19 protein-coding genes are annotated in these 19,128 nt (G+C 45.3%); 3 read left to right on the forward strand and 16 right to left on the reverse strand.

What is annotated here, in order from left to right; translation table 11 throughout:
- The first annotated feature begins 21 nt into the window (after nt 1-21).
- A complete protein-coding gene (locus ACQCVE_RS07145; protein WP_426843568.1) occupies nt 22-246 on the forward strand; it encodes a hypothetical protein in 225 nt (74 codons plus the stop codon).
- Nucleotides 247-248: 2 nt separating this feature from the next.
- Here the strand turns inward: ACQCVE_RS07145 and ACQCVE_RS07150 are convergent, their stop codons facing one another.
- On the reverse strand, nt 249-1,196 hold the full coding sequence (locus ACQCVE_RS07150; RefSeq protein ID WP_426843567.1) for a DHH family phosphoesterase: 948 nt from the start codon (nt 1,194-1,196) through the stop codon (nt 249-251).
- Between the two features lie 149 nt (nt 1,197-1,345).
- Here ACQCVE_RS07150 and ACQCVE_RS07155 point away from each other — a divergent pair, with 149 nt between their 5' ends.
- Complete coding sequence (locus ACQCVE_RS07155) at nt 1,346-1,660, forward strand: YtpI family protein (RefSeq protein WP_426843566.1); 315 nt, start codon at nt 1,346-1,348, stop codon at nt 1,658-1,660.
- 19 nt (nt 1,661-1,679) lie between these two features.
- Here ACQCVE_RS07155 and ACQCVE_RS07160 read toward each other — a convergent pair whose 3' ends face one another.
- The 4 genes from ACQCVE_RS07160 to ACQCVE_RS07175 all read right to left on the reverse strand — a co-directional run bounded on the left by ACQCVE_RS07160 (nt 1,680) and on the right by ACQCVE_RS07175 (nt 6,168).
- Complete coding sequence (locus ACQCVE_RS07160; RefSeq protein WP_426843565.1) at nt 1,680-2,996, reverse strand: DRTGG domain-containing protein; 1,317 nt, start codon at nt 2,994-2,996, stop codon at nt 1,680-1,682.
- Nucleotides 2,997-3,230: 234 nt separating this feature from the next.
- The gene (locus ACQCVE_RS07165) at nt 3,231-3,911 is read right to left on the reverse strand and encodes a metal-dependent hydrolase (RefSeq protein WP_426843564.1); all 681 of its coding nucleotides are present in this window, start codon (nt 3,909-3,911) and stop codon (nt 3,231-3,233) included.
- 148 nt (nt 3,912-4,059) lie between these two features.
- A complete protein-coding gene (gene ald, locus ACQCVE_RS07170) occupies nt 4,060-5,175 on the reverse strand; it encodes an alanine dehydrogenase (protein WP_426862248.1) in 1,116 nt (371 codons plus the stop codon).
- 225 nt (nt 5,176-5,400) lie between these two features.
- Nucleotides 5,401-6,168, reverse strand: coding sequence for an SDR family oxidoreductase (locus ACQCVE_RS07175; RefSeq protein ID WP_426862250.1), 768 nt, complete (start codon nt 6,166-6,168; stop codon nt 5,401-5,403).
- A gap of 102 nt (nt 6,169-6,270) precedes the next feature.
- Here ACQCVE_RS07175 and ACQCVE_RS07180 point away from each other — a divergent pair, with 102 nt between their 5' ends.
- The gene (locus ACQCVE_RS07180) at nt 6,271-7,587 is read left to right on the forward strand and encodes a cytosine permease (RefSeq protein ID WP_426862252.1); all 1,317 of its coding nucleotides are present in this window, start codon (nt 6,271-6,273) and stop codon (nt 7,585-7,587) included.
- 278 nt (nt 7,588-7,865) lie between these two features.
- On the opposite strand, the gene ACQCVE_RS07185 is transcribed toward ACQCVE_RS07180, so the two are convergent.
- From ACQCVE_RS07185 to ytfJ, 11 genes are all read right to left on the reverse strand, one after another.
- The gene (locus ACQCVE_RS07185) at nt 7,866-8,027 is read right to left on the reverse strand and encodes a hypothetical protein (protein WP_426843560.1); all 162 of its coding nucleotides are present in this window, start codon (nt 8,025-8,027) and stop codon (nt 7,866-7,868) included.
- 48 nt (nt 8,028-8,075) lie between these two features.
- Entirely contained in the window at nt 8,076-9,482 is a 1,407-nt protein-coding gene (gene argH / locus ACQCVE_RS07190; RefSeq protein WP_426843558.1) for an argininosuccinate lyase, read from the reverse strand.
- Nucleotides 9,479-10,684: an argininosuccinate synthase gene (locus ACQCVE_RS07195; RefSeq protein WP_426843557.1), complete on the reverse strand. Its 1,206-nt coding sequence runs from the start codon at nt 10,682-10,684 to the stop codon at nt 9,479-9,481. The genes argH and ACQCVE_RS07195 overlap by 4 nt, the downstream gene beginning before the upstream one ends.
- Before the next feature lie 366 nt (nt 10,685-11,050).
- The gene (locus ACQCVE_RS07200) at nt 11,051-12,238 is read right to left on the reverse strand and encodes an acetate kinase (RefSeq protein WP_426843556.1); all 1,188 of its coding nucleotides are present in this window, start codon (nt 12,236-12,238) and stop codon (nt 11,051-11,053) included.
- 236 nt (nt 12,239-12,474) lie between these two features.
- Nucleotides 12,475-13,665, reverse strand: a complete 1,191-nt coding sequence (locus ACQCVE_RS07205) for an NRAMP family divalent metal transporter (protein ID WP_426843555.1) — start codon at nt 13,663-13,665, stop codon at nt 12,475-12,477.
- Between the two features lie 68 nt (nt 13,666-13,733).
- Nucleotides 13,734-14,486, reverse strand: coding sequence for a 5-oxoprolinase subunit PxpA (locus ACQCVE_RS07210; RefSeq protein ID WP_426843553.1), 753 nt, complete (start codon nt 14,484-14,486; stop codon nt 13,734-13,736).
- A gap of 1 nt (nt 14,487) precedes the next feature.
- Complete coding sequence (locus tag ACQCVE_RS07215) at nt 14,488-15,480, reverse strand: biotin-dependent carboxyltransferase family protein (protein ID WP_426862254.1); 993 nt, start codon at nt 15,478-15,480, stop codon at nt 14,488-14,490.
- Between the two features lies 1 nt (nt 15,481).
- Complete coding sequence (gene pxpB, locus ACQCVE_RS07220; protein WP_426843551.1) at nt 15,482-16,189, reverse strand: 5-oxoprolinase subunit PxpB; 708 nt, start codon at nt 16,187-16,189, stop codon at nt 15,482-15,484.
- 507 nt (nt 16,190-16,696) lie between these two features.
- Nucleotides 16,697-17,668, reverse strand: a complete 972-nt coding sequence (locus ACQCVE_RS07225; RefSeq protein ID WP_426862371.1) for a class I SAM-dependent methyltransferase — start codon at nt 17,666-17,668, stop codon at nt 16,697-16,699.
- Between the two features lie 274 nt (nt 17,669-17,942).
- Nucleotides 17,943-18,443, reverse strand: coding sequence for a thiol peroxidase (gene tpx / locus ACQCVE_RS07230; protein WP_426843550.1), 501 nt, complete (start codon nt 18,441-18,443; stop codon nt 17,943-17,945).
- A 199-nt stretch (nt 18,444-18,642) separates the two neighbouring features.
- Nucleotides 18,643-19,119 carry a GerW family sporulation protein gene (gene ytfJ, locus ACQCVE_RS07235; protein ID WP_426843549.1) on the reverse strand — a complete coding sequence of 159 codons (477 nt, stop codon included), beginning with the start codon at nt 19,117-19,119 and terminating at the stop codon, nt 18,643-18,645.
- Between the last annotated feature and the right edge of the window lie 9 nt (nt 19,120-19,128).

Below are 19,128 nucleotides of genomic sequence, written 5' to 3' on the forward strand. Positions count from 1 at the left end.
TGTGTAAAAGGAGGAGTTCTTATGGAGATTCTAAGCCAGAAATTGTTCATCAAAGAAAAGGTGGAAAGAATGAAAAACGGCTATTCAGCCTATGCTGAATCTCCCGAGATGGCAAGCCTGCTGAAAAAAGAAATCAGCAAGCTTAAAATCAGGGTTTATGAGGATGTCACAGATATTGGATCATGGTTCATTCCGGAAGCTTTAGAGGATGAAGATCGCAAACGTCTCCCTAAAACTCCTCTGTAGCCTTACCGCTTGTTATACTCCCGGCATACCAGTTCCAGTTCTTCGACTACCCGATCTGCTTCGTCCCAATTGTGAATGGAGGCTCCGGCAGCCAGCGGATGCCCGCCTCCCCGGTATTTCTTTGCCAGTTCATTGATCACAGGCCCCTTGGATCGAAGGCGAACCCTGATCTGGTCCTCTTCTTCTACAAAAAATACCCACGCTGTCATTCCCTCGATATCACCCAGAATGCTGACAAGCTGGGAAGCTTCAGATGCAGATGTACCATATTTCTCAAGCAAATCCTGCCTGATGATGACGCTTGCTGCCCCAGATGGAGAGACTTCAAAATTTTGAAGCACATAACCGCTTAGTTTAGCCACATTCATTTTCGTTTTATACAATTCGCTGTATAGCGCGTTTAAAGAAAAACCGTGATCAATCAATTCACTTGCATACTTAAAGGTACGGTCTGTCGTACTTGGAAACAGGAATCTTCCCGTATCTCCCACAATTCCAGCATAAATAAGCTCGGCCCCTTTTTCGCTGATCACCAGCCCATTTGGCTTACCCTCCAGATAAAGCTCATAGATCATCTCACTGACCGAGCTTGCTGCTGTGTCCACCCATATAAGATCTCCATACTTGTCTTCATTTGGATGGTGATCAATTTTAATGAGCATTTTCCCGGAATGATAGCGCTGGTCGCTTATTCGTTCCTGATTCGCTGTATCACAGACAATGACCAGAGCATCCTCATAATCTTCATCTTTTACTGTATCCATCTGGTAGAGAAACGCAAGCGACGGCTCTGTTTCGCCTGTCACTAAAACGCGTTTTTCAGGATAAGACGCCTTCAGCACTTCCGCGAGTCCGCACTGCGAACCCAATGCATCCGGATCCGGACGGACATGCCGGTGAATAATAATCGTTTCATACTGATTGATCGCATCAAAAATTTTATCTCTCATCTCTTTCTCCTTTACCCTCTTTATATCATTAATTAAAACACAACCCTTACGGAAACTAAAGAAGGCAATGAGCCGATAAAAGAAAAGATGGAAAAACGGAAAGGCCGGAGATAAAATGAAGAGGAATAGAAGACGTTGGGAGGAATAGCATGCCTGTTCTGGCATTGATTATTTTTATAGCATTTGTGGTCTATCTCTCTTTTAAAGTTACGTTCTTCCGGTCAAAAAGACCGATGGAGCGCGCGTTTATTTCCGGTAAATCCAGTATGGCGCTCGGGTTCATGGTATTTTTTTTCGGCGTCAACCAATTTTACCTGAACCGATCCTCCGTCTCGATTGCAATCGGGATCGTTTTCGTTGTCATTGGAGCGGCAAGTATTTGGACTGGCTATCGAACGAGAAGTCATTTTAAGCCCCTGGCTGAAAAAGAACGGGCGGACATGCAAAAAAGAGGACCTGCCTAATTAGGCAGATCCTCTTTTTTCAGCTTCGTTCCATAATCTGGACCATCATCATTGCCTTTCCGACAATCACACCTTCGTTATAAACGTCTACATCCATCTTTCCAAACTTTCGCCCGACCTCAAGGATACGCGGATGGATTTCAATCAGCGTCTCCATTTGCACGGGCTTCATGAAGAAAATCGATAGATTCTCTACTACGAGATCACCTTTTTTCTGTGACCTCAGAAGCCTGTTTGCAGCTTCTGTAACAAGAGTAGTAAATACTCCATAAGAGATGGTTCCCAAATGATTGGTCATCTGCGGTGTTACGCTGCATTTATAAACATGCGCATTTTTCGATACATCTGAATCGACAAATTGATTGGTTACAATATCATCCAGCTTTTCTCCAATCTGCGGCTGCCGCTGAATCACCTGCAGCGCTTTTAAAACATCCTGCCTTGAAATCATTCCTTCAAGCTTGTTCTGGCTATCGGTCACCGGCAGTACTTCAATTCCTTCCCATACCATCATCTGAGCAGCAGAAGCGACAGAAGTCTTCCCATTTACGGTAATCGGATTCCGTGTCATTACTTTTTCGACTGTGCTCGTCCGGTCGTGGCCCATGATGTCTTTAGAGGTGACCATTCCGAGGACTTTACGGTTCCGGTCAATGACAGGAAATCGCCCATGCCCGCTATCCTGATTATACGTATACCATGTCTCGATCTTATCCGTGCTCTGGAGGCAGATCGTCGCATCCGCCGGTGTTAGAATATCCTCCACAAGCACAATCTCTTTTTTTATGAGCTGATCATAAATCGCCCGGTTAATCATCGTTGCCACAGTAAACGTATCGTAGCTTGTGGAAATGACGGGGAGCTCCATTTTATCGGCAAGCTTCTTCACATGATCCTCTGTGTCAAAGCCCCCGGTTACAAGCACAGCGGCACCTGCTTCTAAAGCAAGCTGATGCGCATTCGTCCGGTTTCCGACAATTAATAAATTGCCCGCGCCTGTATAGCGCATCATCGCCTCAAGCTTCATCGCGCCAATGACAAATTTATTCAGTGTTTTATGAAGGCCTGCCCTTCCGCCCAGCACCTGGCCTTCCACCACGTTGACCACTTCGGCAAAGGTCAGTTTCTCAATATTCTCTTTTTTCTTCCGTTCAATCCGGATTGTGCCTACACGCTCAATCGTGCTTACAAACCCTTTGTTCTCCGCTTCTTTTATGGCGCGGTACGCTGTCCCTTCGCTCACATTCATTTCTTTTGCAATCTGCCGGACCGAAATTTTTTCGCCGACACCCAGCGTATCAATATATTTTATAATTTGCTCATGCTTTGTCGCCAAGCTTTTCACCCTTTGTGTGCACATATTTCCAATATTTATTATAAGCCTGGCAGGGCCGCAGTTTCAACGAAGGTTGTAAATTTGTAAGAAATTACAAATATAACAGGAGTCCATTCTGCCTTAGTTCGGGTAAGCAGCTTCAAGCAGACGGCGGGAATGAGCCTACTCCATGCAAACTTTTAGTAAAAGCAAAAGGCAGAATTCCAAAATAGGAAGTTCTGCCTCTGTATGAGTTTAAAATGTCAATTTATCACCGGCATGAAGGATTTGTCCAATGCCCTCCGGAAGCAATGAAACAAAATACTCCGGATTCTGTTCAATGACCGGGAAGGTGTTGTAGTGGACCGGGACCACTTTTTTTGCTTTCAGCCACTCAGCGGCTGCTGCAGCATCCTCCGGCCCCATTGTAAAGTTATCACCGATAGGCAGGAAAGCCGCATCGATCGTGTGGCGTTCGCCGTACATTTTCATATCTGAAAAGAGACCGGTATCTCCTGCATGATAAATGGTTTTGCTGTCCGCTGTAAATAGAATTCCTGCAGGCATCCCTGTATAAACGATCGTTCCATCTTCTTCCTCAAAGCTGGAACCATGGAAGGCCTGAGTCAGCTTAACGGTGCCAAAATCAAATTTGTGAGAACCGCCGATATGCATAGGGTGTACTTTTAACCCCTTCGCCCCTAAATAATTGGCAAGCTCAAACGGGGCCACAACCAGTGCGTCATGCTCCTTCGCAAGCTGGACGGTGTCCCCAACGTGATCACCATGTCCATGTGTCAGTAAAATAACATCAAGCTTAACATCTTCTGCTTTTAAATCACACTGTTCATTTCCAGTGATGAACGGATCAATAAAAATTGTTTTTCCATTTGCATGAATCTCAACTACAGAATGTCCATGATACGTTATTTCCACAATAAGCACCCCGCTGTCATAGTTTTTCTCACCAAAATAGAAGCACAACCCATTTTGGCGAGCTCTTCCTATAGACTGTTATAGCACATTTAGCAGAAATGCAAACATTCAGGAAATTGTTTTTTCAATCCTTCCCTGCAATCGATGTTTATTTAATAAAATCATCAGCAGACTTGTAAGGGTATTTTCCTTCTAGTGCTATTACCTTACTGGCAACATATCCCCCGCACGTATTCAATCCCATTTTCAATGATTCATTTTCTTTTAGAGCACGCTTCCAGCCTTTGCAGGCGATCTGAATGGCATATGGGTACACAGCATTTGCAAGGGCAAGAGCCGATGTTCTCGGAACAGCTCCCGGCATGTTCGCAACGGCATAGTGAAGCACACCATGTCTTACATATACCGGATTTTCGTGAGTGGTGACAAGGTCACCCGTTTCTACAATTCCTCCCTGATCAATCGCGATGTCCACGATTACCGATCCGTTCTCCATTTCCTTCACCAATTCCCTTTTAATCAGTTTTGGAGCCCTGGCTCCCGGGATCAGCACTGCTCCGATCACAAGGTCGGCCCACCGGACCGATTCTGCAATGGAATAAGGATCCGACAGATAAGTCATCACCCTGTCACCGAACAAATCTTCCAGATACCGAAGCCTGGAGGCGTTTGTATCTAAAATCCTCACTTCCGCCCCCAGCCCGGCTGCAATTTTAGCAGCATTGGTTCCGGCTGTTCCCCCGCCGATAATGGTCACTCTTCCGCGCTGAATCCCCGGAACTCCTGATAGCAGAATGCCTTTTCCGCCTTTATGTTTTTCCAGAAATTCCGCACCAATCTGAGCCGCCATTCTTCCGGCCACCTCACTCATGGGAGTAAGCAGCGGAAGGGTTCCATCCTGCAGCTGGACGGTTTCATAAGCAATCGCTGTAACCTTACCCTGTATTAGCGCCTCTGTCAGCTTTGGTTCAGCTGCGAGGTGAAGAAAAGTAAATAAAAGCAAGCCTTCCCGGAAAAATGGATACTCAGAGGGGACCGGTTCTTTTACTTTTATCACAAGATCAGAAAGCCAAGCATCTTCTGGTTTCTGAACAATAATCGCTCCCGCTTCCATATAGTTCCGGTCAGAAAAGCCCGCCCCTGCTCCGGCGCCTGTTTCTACGGCCACATGATGGCCCTTCTCCACCATTCCGTAAACTCCTGCCGGTGTGACCGCCACTCTGTTTTCATTATTTTTGATTTCCTTTGGTATACCGATTTTCATTTTCTCTTCCCCTCCTTAATTGGGAGTGCGAATCAAAAAGTCAAACTTACACCGTGCTTTTGCACAGGCATAACAGGCCTTTCCAATACATCCCTTCCCTCATTTTCATTTGCTCAGCTAGCACTTTTATTTATAATATGAACAGATTCTCTGTTTGGAAAAGCTGAACAAAAAAAGGGCGAAGCGAAAAAAAAGAACGGACTCCATGTATTCATGGAGCCCGCTTTACTGCTGCTCTTGTTTCCTTCTAAGGACATCTGCCCCTCCATTCGCGTCAATGATCGCACCAGTGATAAAGTCTGATTTTTCATCGCAAAGGAAGGCAATGATTCGCGCTATGTCCTCTCCTGTACCGGAGCGTCCAATAGGGGTTTTCGGATCGTGCCATGCACGGGCATGTTCGATATCGGATTCTTTCATTTCTCCTATAATATTTCCCGGGGAAACCATATTTGCTGTAATGCCATTTTCGGCTTCTTCATAGGCGATGGACTTCGTTAAGGATACGAGACCTGCTTTGGCAGCACTGAAGGCAGAGCGGTGCAGCCATCCAGGGGCATTGCCTGCGTCCTGGAATCCGTACGTAATCAGCCGCCCGAATTTTTGGCGGCGCATAACCGGTACAGCTTTTCTGAACAAATGAAAGACGGCACTCAAATTCCCCTCAATCATGCTGTACCATTCGTCGTCCGTATAATCTGCAAGTTTCTTTCGCTCAAAAATATAGGGACCGGCATTATTGATCAGGCAGTCAATCCTGCCGAAAGAGGAAACGGAATCGTCAATAATCGAGTCGAGATCTCCTTTTCTTGTCACATCTCCCTGGAGAAGAAGCAGCCTTCCGGAGAGATGCTGAAACTCTTTTTCAAGTGCTTGTGCTGCCTTTGTGTCGCTTCTGTAGGTTGCGGTGACTGAGTACCCTTCACGCAGAAAAGCTTCAGTTACTTTTTTCCCGAGCCCCTTTGTTCCGGCTGTAATGATGGCATGCTTCATCGATTATGCTCCTTTCGAGCAGGTAATTGTAGTAGATGTATTGTATGGAAGGATCTTACCTGTAATAATATAGACGGTTATGAATTTTCAGGAAGCAGGTTGATGAATATGATTCCGGCAGACCAAAAACCGTTCAGCAGGCTTGAGCGCATTGGACTTGATGCGGTTCCTCCCGAGTTAAGAACAACGGGCTGGATTGAATACTTTATTATTCAGTTTACCTTTTCGTTTAATGCAGGCAATGTATTGCTGCCTGCATTAGCTGTTATGGAAGGAGGCTTAACCTTTTCCCAGGCGCTGATAAGCTGTATGTCTGGTGCATTTTTTGCTTTTTTGCTCGTCTCCTGCCTGTCTCTTCCCGGTTCTGTAAGCGGACTCCCGGCTCAATACGCCATCCGGAGTATGCTTGGCAGCCGGCTTGGCCAGTATGGCGCATCACCCATTCGCTCAGTAATTTCCCTTTATTGGTTTTCCGTACAAACGATAGGGGGAACGTGGATGCTTTTGGAAGGTCTAAGCCGGTTTGGGATAAACGGCATTCCCTTCCCCCTGCTAGCTGTGTTGCTTGGGGCGGTTATGATTGGGATTACGGTTGTCGGTTTTCACGCAGTTAAAAAAGCCACCATCTATTTTCTTCCTGTTTTGCTTGCAGGAGAAGCAGCCATTCTCTATTTATACTTTACTATAAATCCGGCTCAAGCTGCATCTGGAAGTGCTCAGCAATCCAGCGGAAGCGCTGGAGCCATGCTGATTTTTGCCGGCCTGGTTTTCGTTCAGTATGTGGCCGGGGTCAGCGCGTCTGCGGATATGACCCGGTATGCCAAATCACCGAAGCACGGTTTCTGGGGTATGTTTGCGGGGAATTTCGCCGGTTTTTCCGTAACGGCTTTTTTGGGAATCTTCAGTGCGGCTGCTTTCGGTGAAATCAATCCGTTTTTGTCCGCCTCAAAACTAACGGACTCTTATTTGCTGATTGCCCTTCTTCTTGCTGCTTCGATCCTGTCTCTCATTTCCATCAACTTAAGCAATGCTTATACCGGCAGCTTCAGCCTGCTTAATACATTCCCCTCGCTCGGCAGAATTCGGAGCGCCATCCTTTTTGGCATTGCAGGTGCAGCCCTTAGTACGATGCCTTCAATCGTGACAGAAGCGAAGGAATGGATCACGCTGCTTGGGGGCTTCGTTATACCGCTTTCGGCCGTCATTTCGGCGGATTTTTTACTAATTAAGAGAGCTGTCATTCCAGAAGCCGACCTGATAATGATGAAAAAAATAAACAAAGACGCCATTTGGGCACTATTATTCGGAATCTTAGTCTATTGGCTTATGCCGCAAGAAGCTGTTCCGGGGTTCATCAGTTTTGCTTTAACAGGTATTTTGTATGTGGGAATAGTCAAAACCAAACGGTTCTTAAGATAGGCGTCCCTGAGGCTCTTGGGGGCATTTGTAACTGGTTAGCAAAGCGGGGACCTTTTAGTTTTTGTCCGGCACGTGCGATTGGCCTCCAGTCAACTGCCGGTGGAAGCTGTTTGGGAGCCCTGATCACCCGATGTCCAGCTGCTATTCTATGTTATTTCAGGAAAAGATTCGGCCGGTTCACTTCGTCAATTCATCGTTTTTCCTGAAACCGCCTGCCCGGGTACTTCCGCCAGGCAGACATTAAAAAGCCGGCATCCAATGATGATGCCGGCTTTGCTTTAGATTTCATCCGCTTTTTCCGCTTGATCCTCTGTGAAGCTTTCATCAAAGTTCTGCTCCACTACACCGCTCTCATAAGCGTTTTTAATTTGCTGGGAGGTTTCTTCCTCAGCTGCAGAATCATATTGAATGGATGCGTGATTCGGTTCTTGTTTTTTCACAGGACAGGCCTCCTTCCGCCATATTGGGTTCCTGTCCTAGTGTTTGGTTTATTTCCCTTGACCTTGCAAGGAAAGTTCTTCCTTTTGGAGCTTTACTTCCGCTTTTTTCAAGCCCTCTTTTACCATTTCAAAGCCGGTTCCGCCCTCGCTTAACCGTTTTGCTACCGCCTCATACGGATCGATCGCCCGGTACAGATCTTCGCTAAAGAGAGAGGAGGCAGCTTTGTACTCTTTCAATGACAAATCCTTTAAAAAGCAGCCTTTTTGGATGCATTGAAAAACGAGCTTTCCCGTAACCTCGTGAGCTTCCCTGAAAGGCATGCCTTTCTTTGCCAGATAGTCTGCAAGCTCCGTAGCATTTGAAAAATCCTGGTTTACCGCCTGGCCCATGCGGTCTTTTTTAACTGTCATAGTGGAGATCATTCCTGAAAAAATTTTCAGGCTTCCTTCCACTGTTCTGACTGTATCAAACATGCCTTCTTTGTCTTCCTGCAAGTCCTTATTGTAGGCAAGGGGCAGTCCTTTCATAACGGTTAGGAGGGAAAAAAGATTCCCGTATACACGGCCGGTCTTTCCGCGTATCAGCTCTGCCATATCCGGATTTTTCTTCTGCGGCATCATCGAGCTTCCGGTTGCGTAGGCATCATCCAGCTCAACAAACTGGAATTCCTGTGAGCACCATAAAATGATTTCCTCGCAGAGTCTTGAAAGATGCATCATAAGAATGGAGCTGCCGTTTAAGAATTCAAGGATAAAATCCCTGTCACTGACCGCATCAAGGCTGTTCTCATAGATGCCTTCAAAGCCGAGCATATCCGCGGTATAAGAGCGGTCTATAGGAAAGGTGGTTCCCGCCAGTGCACCTGCTCCAAGCGGAGACCGCCGAATTCTTTTCAACGAATCCCTGAAGCGTTCTTTATCTCTTTCCAGCATCCAAAAATAGGCGAGCAGGTGGTGGGCAAACGAAATTGGCTGCGCCCGCTGAAGATGAGTATAGCCCGGAAGAATGGTGTAAATATTCTCTTCCGCTTTTGTCATCAAAACTCGCTGTAAAGCCTCTATATATTGAATGATGGTTTGAACGTGCTCATCCAGATAAAGGTGCATATCCGTCGCGATTTGATCATTCCGGCTTCTGCCAGTATGAAGCTTTCCTCCGGCCGGACCAATCTCTTCAATCAGATGTTTTTCGAGATTTAAATGAATGTCCTCATATTTTGCAGAAAAGGCAAGCTCGTCTTTTTTTACTTTTTCCATAAGAGTATGGAGGCCATTCACAATAAGCTCTGTTTCCTGCTGGGTGAGGATTCCCGTCTTCCCCAGCATTTTTGCATGGGCTAAAGAGCCTTTTAAATCCTCCTCTGCCAGCTCCCGGTCAAAATCTATAGAGGCACCGAACTCATCTACCCATTCCTCCGGTGTTTTTTGAAATCTGCCGCCCCACAGTTTCGTCACGCTTTCACCTTCTTTTGGTTTTGAACGATGCTGCTGACCTTTGTAGGCAGTCCGTACAAGGAAATAAAGCCGACAGCAGCCTGATGATCAAAAGCATCTTCAGAAGTGTAAGTAGCCAGTTTTTCGTCATATAGCGAAAACTGTGATTTGCGTCCTTCTACAATGGCATGGCCTTTAAACAGCTTAACGCGGACCGTTCCGCTGACATGCTTCTGAGTCTCTTTTAAAAAAGCTTCCAGCGGAGCTTTAAGCGGAGAAAACCAGAGTCCGTTGTAGATGAGTTCTGTAAGTTTTTGCCCGATGAAAGGCTTAAAGTGAGCGACTTCTTTTACGAGTGTTAAATCTTCAAGCTCCTTATGTGCCTTAAGCAGTGTTACAGCACCCGGACACTCATAGATTTCTCTCGATTTAATTCCGACAAGACGATTCTCGACATGATCAATTCTTCCAACGCCATGTTTTCCCGCTAATTCATTCAAATGCAGAATCATATCAGAAAGAGAATAAACGATTCCGTTTACCGCTGTAGGCACCCCTTTTTCAAACGCAATTTCTATGACATCGGGCTGATCCGGTGTTTTTTCAAGCGGGGCTGTCAGATCATAGGCTTCCTCAGGCGGAGCAGCCCAAGGATCTTCCAGTACGCCGCATTCATTGCTTCTGCCCCATAAATTCTGGTCGATGGAATAAGGGCTGTTTAAGTTAACCGGAATTGGAATTCCGTGCTTTTGTGCATAATCAATTTCTTCTTCACGTGACCAGCTCCATTCGCGTACCGGCGCAATTACTTCCAGGTCTGGATTTAATGCTTTAATGGATACTTCAAAACGGACCTGATCATTTCCTTTTCCCGTGCAGCCATGGGCAACAGCTGAAGCTCCTTCTTTCTCAGCAACTTCCACAAGCTTTTTCGCTATGAGAGGGCGTGAAAGTGCCGATACTAACGGATATTTTTCTTCGTACATAGCATGGGCCTGCAGGGCAAGCAGTGCGTACTCCTCGGCAAACTCCTGCTTGGCGTCGATGACGTAAGATTCTGACGCACCAACTTCAAGTGCTTTGCTTTGGACGAACGCAAGGTCTTTTCCTTCCCCTACATCCAGACAGCACGCGACAACTTCAAACCCGCGATCTTGCAGCCATTTAATGGCAACAGAGGTATCAAGGCCTCCGGAATAGGCTAAAACAACTTTCTGGTTCATACGAATCTCCCTCTCTGAATAGGTGTGTATAAAAATACTATTGAATTAATAAAAATACATCTTAGAGAAGACTTTAACAAGAATTCTCCTGTTTTTCAACCCTTATTTCCAACCTTAAAATGGTTTTTTGGATGGGAGCGCATACATATTAGCCTTCAGAAAAGAAGAGTCTGCTGGAAGATCTAAACTTAGTACGGGAACTAAGCTGCATACCGGAGATGAACCATTATCCCCCCTTCAAATCGTTCAATGCTGAAAGCATTATATGCAGGCTCGCTTGACCTTTGTTCGTATGCTCTCCCTTCTCCATTTAGGACCTTCTCGCCTGAGCGAAAAAAAAAGCCCCCCGCAGGGAGCTTGGAATGGTTATTTTGTTAGGCGCTGTACATCACGCGCAATCATCACTTCTTCATTCGTTGGGATGATCATGACTTTAACCGGGGAATGCGGATAGCTGACGAAACGGTCATCGCCGAATGTGTCATTAAGCGCAGGATCCCAGTAGATCCCCATGAATTCAAGTCCGCGAAGAACACGGGCACGTACTTCAGCACTATTTTCTCCGATGCCTGCTGTGAAAATGATCGCATCTACACCGCTCATACGGGCAGCATAGGAACCGATGTATTTATGGATTCTGCTTGCAAACACTTCAAGAGCTGTTTCAGCCCGTTCATTTCCCTCTTTTGCTGCCGTTGTAATATCGCGAAGATCACTGGACAGACCTGAGACTCCAAGGAGGCCGCTTTTCTTATTCAGGATGTTCAGGACTTCATCAGCAGAAGACCCTGTTTTTTCCATTATAAATGGAATCAGAGCCGGGTCAATATTTCCTGAGCGGGTTCCCATTGCAACACCCGCAAGCGGTGTAAAGCCCATGGATGTATCGATGGATTTTCCGCCTTCGATGGCTGCAATGCTTGCCCCGTTTCCAAGATGGCAGGAAATCAGACGCAGCTGTTCAAGCGGACGTCCAAGCATTTCAGATGCACGTTCTGACACATACTTATGGGAGGTACCGTGGAAGCCGTATTTACGGATTCCGTAATTCTCATAGTATTCGTACGGAAGACTGTACAGGAAGGATTGCTCCGGCATCGACTGATGAAAGGCCGTATCAAATACCGCAACAGCAGGTACGTTTGGCAAAACCTCATGGAATGCTTTAATTCCTACTACGTTTGCAGGATTGTGAAGGGGAGCCAGGTCGGACAGCTCTTCGATTTGTGCAAGTGTCTCTTCTGTAATCAGAGCGGAATCGCTGAATTTCTCTCCGCCGTGTACGACCCGGTGGCCGATTCCTTCAATCTCAGAAAGCGATTCAATAATCCCAAGATCCGTGAGCTTGGATAAAAGAATTTTAACCGCTACGGCATGATCTGGAATATTGGTTGTTTCTGTTTGTTTTTCACCATTAACAGAAATGGCAAAGGTCGCATTTTCAAGTCCGATACGCTCTACGAGACCTTTTGTTACCACATCTTCACTTGGCATATCAAACAGCTGGAATTTAAGTGAAGAGCTTCCAGCGTTAATCGCAATTATTTTAGCCATTGGTTACCGCTCCTTTGAGTAATTGTCCTGAACTTCCTTACGGACAATCTGTCTTTATCATTTGTAAATAAACCGAAAAATATCTGACTTTTCCATTTAAACATTGCCCGCTTCACATTGCAATATAAACCGGAATGTGCAATCGTTTACAACTAAAAGTCAATGTTTTCGGATTTTTCCTGACATTTATGCTTATAAAAGAAAACAGTTTGGCAGCAGCGCCAAACCGTTTTTCACTAAAATAATTTTGAAAAATTTGTGCTTAGTGTAGAAATGCTAAGGATTGTCATAACAATTACGATGAGGACTCCGAAAATCGTCAGCACAATCGGATGCCTGTAATCTCCCACGATGGTTTTCTTATAGGCTGCTATGAGCATCACAGCTAAAGTAACCGGAAGAATCAAACCGTTTAAGGCACCTGCAAGCAGCAGCAGCTGAACCGGATTTCCAAGTGCCACAAATACTGTGGTGGAAATAATGATAAATCCAATAATGGTTGCTTTCTGGTATTTATGTATAACCGGACTGAAGGTTTGAATAAAGGAAACCGATGTATAAGCTGCTCCAATGACGGACGTAATGGCGGCTGCGAGGAGCACCACACCGAAGAACTTATATCCCATTTCCCCTGCTGCATGCCTGAATACGGAGGCAGGCGGATTCGCTTTATCTATAGCCAATCCTTGAGCAACGATGCCAAGAGATGCAAGGAATAGGAAGATTCTCATCAATGAAGCCACTGCGATTCCAGTGACAGCACTTTGGTTAACCTGAGGAAGCGCCTGACGCCCTTTAATTCCCGCATCCAAAAGACGATGGCCTCCTGCAAATGTAATGTACCCGCCAACCGTGCCTCCAACAAGCGTCACAATTGCAATAAAGTAATCTTTATCTGTGTCAGGCATAAAGGTTTTTGCCACAGCTTCGCCAAGGGGCGGCTGGCTTGAAAATGCCACATAGATTGTCAGCAAAATCATCAGAAAGCCCAAAATTTGCGCAAATTTATCCATAAGCTTGCCGGCTTCTTTAAATACAAAAACCGTAATGGCAATAGAAGCTGCAATGATTGCTCCCATCTCCTGATTAATCCCGAATAAAACGTTAAAACCAAGCCCCGCACCGCCAATATTTCCAATATTAAAAGCGAGGCCTCCAAAAACAATTAATATAGCGACCAGCACTCCCAATCCGGGAAAGACCATATTCGCAATATCCTGAGCTCTTTTCTCTGAAACAGCAATAATTCGCCAAACATTGAGCTGTACTCCAATATCCAGAATAATCGTAATCAAAATAACAAATCCGAATGAAGCGGCTAACGTTTCTGTATAAAAAGTAGTCTGGGTCAAGAACCCTGGACCGATGGCGGATGTTGCCATTAAAAACGCGGCCCCTAGAAGTACGCTTAAGCGGCTTTCCTTCATACGTTTTCCCTCCTAATCCATTCTGCTGATTATAGCCAGTATATTTATCCCGAACTCCCTTTCCCTTATTAAAAGGCCTGCAGGATAATCCCGGACTGCTCCAATTCGTTTCTTATTGCTGCTGCAAATGAAAGCGCATGGATCCCATCACCGTGTATACAGACAGTATCTGCAGTTATTTGAAATTCTTCCCCTTCTGCGCTGACCGCTTTTTGATCAATGATCATCTTTTTTACCTGTTCGATGGCTGTCTGATCATCCTCAATTAAAGCATTAGGGTGTGTTCTTGGTGTGAGTGCACCGGATTTCTGATAGGTCCTGTCTGCAAAGACTTCGCTAGCCGTTACTAAGCCGGCCTTCTTCCCTTCTTTTATCAGCTCGCTTCCGGAAAGTCCATATAATACAAGAGATGCGTCATACTTATGTACCGCTTTTGAGATGGCACCTGCTAATGCTGTATCCGATGCTGCCATATTGTAGAGAGCTCCATGGGGCTTAACGTGATGGAGTTTTCCGCCCTCTGAGCGGACAAAGGCATCCAATGAACCGATTTGATAAAGCACTATATCATAGGCTTCTTCAGGTGAGATCGCCATTGACCTTCTTCCAAAACCCTGAAGGTCCTGCAGTCCCGGATGAGCACCGATTGCCTTTCCATTTGTAAGAGCGAGCTGAACCGTTTTTCTCATAACGGATGGATCCCCGGCATGAAATCCGCACGCAATGTTAACGGATGTGACAAGGGGCAGAATATCGGCATCATTCCCGATGGAATAGGATCCGAAGCTTTCCCCTAAATCACAGTTTAAATCAACCTTCATGCTAAAGAACCCCCTTTTTATGCTTATCCTTTACCATTAATCGGATAAAATCAATTTCCTTTTCCCTTTGGATATAAAGTTTTTGAGCTTCAGTCAGATTTGTTTTTACAAACTTTATTTTCTCGCCAGGCTTCAGCTGCGCAAGCATAGGGAGATCGTCTGAGATAACCTGGCCGATTTTAGGGTAGCCTCCTGTCGTTTGGTGATCTGCCATTAATATGATTGGCTGACCTCCGGACGGAACTTGAATCGTCCCGAACCCGACCGCTTCGGAGAGTAATTCTCTTTGTTCTTTCAGTCTTAAGGAAGGCCCTTCAATACGATAGCCCATCCTGTCAGACTGGCTCGTAATTGAAAATTCGTTCTCTTCAAATCCTGTCTTGGAGTCTTCAGTGAACCAATCATATTCTCTGCCCTCTATGTACCGGAATATTTTTCCTCTTCCGCTGTAATAAGGCTTTATGTACCAGCCTGCAGGAATTGCTTTTGCATCTGAGCCATCAAGAATGATGCTCTCAATTTGTTTTGATTGATTTATTGCCAGCTCGTCATTCTCTTTAAGCGCTCTCCCGCCAACTCCTCCGATCCCTGCTTTCAAGTAGGTGGACCGGCTGCCAAGCTCCGGGTTAATCTTGAATCCCCCGGCTGCTGCCATATAGGTTCTGCAGCCCGAAACAGGTGCTCCAAACTCAAGTTTAGCTCCAGCTTTAACATAGACAGGCCTCCAAAGCGGAATGGACTGACCGCTTATTTTAGGAGAAAGATTGCCTCCCGTCAACGCTATGATTGCATCTTCGGTAAATTCAATAGTGGGACCGAGCAAAGTCATTTCGATTGTCGCTTCATCATCGGGATTCCCCGTTAAAATATTAGCCATTCTGTGGGCGTATAAATCCATTGCCCCGCTTTTTATAATGCCGTACTTCTGAAAGCCGTATCTGCCTTGGTCCTGTATGGTGCTCAGCAGACCGGATTGGAGAATTTTTAAACTCATTTTACGACTCCTTTAGTCGGAAATATTCATCTTTGCTGATTGGATAAAATTCAACTGTGTCTCCAGCCTGCAGTAAGACAGGGGGGTTTTTAGCCGGATCGAACAAAGGCACCGGGGTCCTTCCGATAATTTGCCACCCTCCGGGAGTTTCAAGTGGATAAATACCTGTCTGTGTCCCCGCAATCCCCACCGATCCTGCCGGAATTTTCCCTCTCGGCTTTTCCTTCCTCGGTGCTGCAATTTTCTCATCCATGCCTCCCAAGTAGGGAAATCCAGGTGAAAACCCAATCATATATACCGGATATGTACCCTGTGAATGCAAGGAAATGACCTCTTCTTTGCTGATGCGGTTGTAATTAGCTACCCACTCCAGATCCAGTCCGAATTCTTCATCATAGCAGACTGGAACTTTTACGGTTCGGGAGCCGGCAGACTCGGTCTGTTTGTTCCTGAGGGTGAAAAGAAGCTCCTCCATTTTCTTCTGAATGAAGATATGGGATTCTTCCGGGTTATTTTTAAAATACAGAAGATCAAAAATTATGGTTACGTTCGTAAAAGCAGGTATGTATTCGATCAGCCAAGGATAGTTCTGCTGATCGAGCAGATCTGTAAACTGCCTGATTGCAAGGCGTATATCACCGCTGATTTCCTTTCCCAGTTCAACCAGCATTGCCCGCTCACTGACTGGAAAAAAAGCTGCATGTGTCATTGCGCTCCCCCTTCTGCCTAATGGTCTTATTGTACAGAACCCATTTTTTTTGCACAAATCAATATTTGACAAATCATATGGTGCTGTTTGTATTTTTTCACAGCCCAGCGCATTCATGCAAAATGACCACGCATCTATTAGTTTGATGCAAAGGTCAAATCCTACCTTAAAATAACACAAAATAAAGCTGCCTGATATCATCCTTTTCGTTCAGCATTCTGATGGAAGGCCAGCACCGGAGAGCTCATACTTTCTGCTTACGGGATGAGTGACTCTGTTAAAAAGAGGATTATGGAACCGTCTATTGACAGTTCATGAAGGTTTCTGCCTTTAGAACCAGCCATATGATCCTGGTTCTAAAAAGGTTCATGTCATCCTATTCTTCAACTTAAAAAAGAGCTGACCCGAAAGGATCACGTCAGCTCCTTTTTGGGCCAGCTCTGCTGATTCCATGCAGCATAGTTAATGGATTAGGGACATAGCGTGATCATGCCAAATTCCCCTTAGTTAGCGGCTGCTGCTGAACCATTCATTTATTTTCTTCATCATGGACTGCATTCCATCAAAATTTGAAAATTTCGGCAGATCTGCGAGAAGCGCCTGCTTAGGAGGCTCGGCTCCCTCTCCCTTTTTCTGGAGAATAAATACACTTTTCGCATGCTGCTCCCCTTTAAACATCGACAGTGGCAGTTGAAGCAGACCCTGGATATAGGCTTCTTCTTTAATAAACGCATTCAGCTTTGGCGCCTCTTTCGAACTGAAAAGCTGATTCGGAATGATAAAGAATAAAAATCCTCCAGGTTTTGTATAATTCATGCTTTGCTCTATAAAAAGGTGATGCGCATAAGAATGGCCTTCATCCGCTTTTAATGCGTAGGATAAAGCTCCTTCATCATTCGGGTAGTACCCAACCGGCAAATCGCAAATAACCGCATCTGCAGGATCTGCAAACAGATTTTGGAGGCTGTCCTGATTAAAGAACTGAACCGGATGTTTCTGCAAATTGGCTGAAATATAGGAAAGCTGCAGCAGCAAATCATCAATATCCACTCCAGAGCTTTCTACTTGATGATCTTTCAGCTGATTGAGCACGGCTGTTAACAGGTTTCCTGTTCCCACAGCCGGATCCAGAAGAGAAAAAGAAGACTTTTCACTCATAAAGCGCTGAACCAGATACCCGACAAAAAGCCCGACCGAATCAGGAGTCATCTGATGATTAGGATGTGCACCCTCTTTAAGGCCCTTTAATACGCATAGCTGAAATGCTTTTCTGATCTCTTCTTTTGTATATGTATCAAGCTGGATGCCAGCATAGATTTTCCTTAATTTTTTGGCTGCAATCTCACTCAGTTCATCCTGCAGCACGTCTCCATGAAATATGTTCTCTCCCGTTTCGGCGACAGCTTCTACATAGGAAAGATCCAGTTCCTCAGCCAGCTGCTCAGAAGATTCATTAAGTGCCGTAAACAGCTTTTCCATATTTGATACGGTTTCCATTCGTTTTTCCTCCTAGCGCATACTTCTTATCATTTTAGATATTCAGGACATGAAAGACAAGACTTATGCCCAAAAAATTCGTTCGGCCAAAAAACCGGAGGAAAAATTTTATTAACACTTAAAAAGATCAGTTTCCATTAATACATTGTTAACCGTTCTAAATATACATCTACCTGTATTAACAAAGAAAACCCCGAATAACGGGGCTTTCTTTCATAAGCCCATTATCCGGGGTACCGTCTGTTACAAACCATGATCACTCTGCGGATTTAGCTGCTTCAATCGCTGCTTCATAATCAGGGTGATTCGTAGCTTCTCCAACATATTCTGCATAAACCACTTCATCCCTGCTGTTAACGACAAAAACAGCCCGTGCAAGCAATCGAAGTTCCTTTATAGCTACTCCGTATGCTTCTCCAAAGGATAGATCACGATGGTCGGACAGGGTGATCACATTCTCCAGTCCATTCGCGGCACACCAGCGCTTTTGAGCAAATGGAAGGTCACAGCTGATCGTAAGCACGACTGCCCCATCAATTCCGGAACCTTCTTCATTAAATTTTTTCGTTTGAGCATCACAAACTCCTGTATCAATAGAGGGGACGACCGATATGAGGCGCACTTTACCTTTTGTATCCTCAAGCGTTACTTCTGACAGATCATTCGCTACTACGCGGAAATCGGGAGCCTTGTCGCCTTTTTTCAATTCTGCTGCTGGAAGGGTGACCGGATTGCCTTTAAACGTAATTGTTGCCATTTTCATTCCTCCTCTAATTCTATGTATAGGTTTATGATAGCCGGTTAAAATGATCATTGCAAACATTAGCCATTAACATTACTGAATTTTACAAAAACAAACCCATCAGCAGTGGATTACTATTTTTTAAATACGGAAACGCTGCAGCTTTAATGTACATAAAAAACCCGCATTGCCATGCGGGTTTTCCATGCTTCGATCAAAAGTCAATGTCATCTCTCATTGAGGATTGCTGATTTTTATGTCCAGACTCATTTTTCTTGAACATCTTTTGAATTTTCTCCATTGTTTGTGGAGCTGAATCAAGAATCTTCTCGTATAGATGGGTGCTTTCGTCAAGGTGAAGCATTTTGATTCCATTATGCCCGACAATTAAGAAAGCAATCGGGGTTATGGAGACGCCGCCTCCGCTTCCTCCGCCAAACGGCATGCGGTTACGCGAGCCTGTACCGCCTCCGTGCGATGCCTGCGGCTGTGAAAAGGAGTGCTCTTCTCCCGATTGCTGGCCAAATTCGCTTCCTCCTGCCGCAAAACCGAACCCTACTTTAGAAACGGTTAAAATAACACTTCCATCAGGTGTTTCAACCGGATCTCCAATAATTGTATTGACATCAACCATTTGTTTCAGACTCTCCATTGCAGTTTGCATGAGTCCCTGAATAGGATGTTCGCTCATTAATGATGC

The organism is Metabacillus sp. 113a, assembly GCF_050107635.1.
Lineage (GTDB): Bacteria > Bacillota > Bacilli > Bacillales > Bacillaceae > Metabacillus_B.

Bases quoted from the DNA above. Each gene is read 5' to 3' on its own strand.
- ACQCVE_RS07195 (WP_426843557.1), bottom strand. From the start codon at position 10,684: ATGAACCAGAAAGTTGTTTTAGCCTATTCCGGAGGCCTTGATACCTCT.
- ACQCVE_RS07225 (WP_426862371.1), bottom strand. From the start codon at position 17,668: ATGGAAAAGCTGTTTACGGCACTTAATGAATCTTCTGAGCAGCTGGCT.
- ACQCVE_RS07215 (WP_426862254.1), bottom strand. From the start codon at position 15,480: ATGAGTTTAAAAATTCTCCAATCCGGTCTGCTGAGCACCATACAGGAC.
- ACQCVE_RS07200 (WP_426843556.1), bottom strand. From the start codon at position 12,238: ATGGCTAAAATAATTGCGATTAACGCTGGAAGCTCTTCACTTAAATTC.
- ACQCVE_RS07180 (WP_426862252.1), top strand. From the start codon at position 6,271: ATGAATATGATTCCGGCAGACCAAAAACCGTTCAGCAGGCTTGAGCGC.
- ACQCVE_RS07150 (WP_426843567.1), bottom strand. From the start codon at position 1,196: ATGAGAGATAAAATTTTTGATGCGATCAATCAGTATGAAACGATTATT.
- ytfJ (WP_426843549.1), bottom strand. From the start codon at position 19,119: ATGAGCGAACATCCTATTCAGGGACTCATGCAAACTGCAATGGAGAGT.
- ACQCVE_RS07205 (WP_426843555.1), bottom strand. From the start codon at position 13,665: ATGAAGGAAAGCCGCTTAAGCGTACTTCTAGGGGCCGCGTTTTTAATG.
- ACQCVE_RS07155 (WP_426843566.1), top strand. From the start codon at position 1,346: ATGCCTGTTCTGGCATTGATTATTTTTATAGCATTTGTGGTCTATCTC.
- ald (WP_426862248.1), bottom strand. From the start codon at position 5,175: ATGAAAATCGGTATACCAAAGGAAATCAAAAATAATGAAAACAGAGTG.
- ACQCVE_RS07175 (WP_426862250.1), bottom strand. From the start codon at position 6,168: ATGAAGCATGCCATCATTACAGCCGGAACAAAGGGGCTCGGGAAAAAA.
- pxpB (WP_426843551.1), bottom strand. From the start codon at position 16,189: ATGACACATGCAGCTTTTTTTCCAGTCAGTGAGCGGGCAATGCTGGTT.
- ACQCVE_RS07145 (WP_426843568.1), top strand. From the start codon at position 22: ATGGAGATTCTAAGCCAGAAATTGTTCATCAAAGAAAAGGTGGAAAGA.
- tpx (WP_426843550.1), bottom strand. From the start codon at position 18,443: ATGGCAACAATTACGTTTAAAGGCAATCCGGTCACCCTTCCAGCAGCA.
- ACQCVE_RS07210 (WP_426843553.1), bottom strand. From the start codon at position 14,486: ATGAAGGTTGATTTAAACTGTGATTTAGGGGAAAGCTTCGGATCCTAT.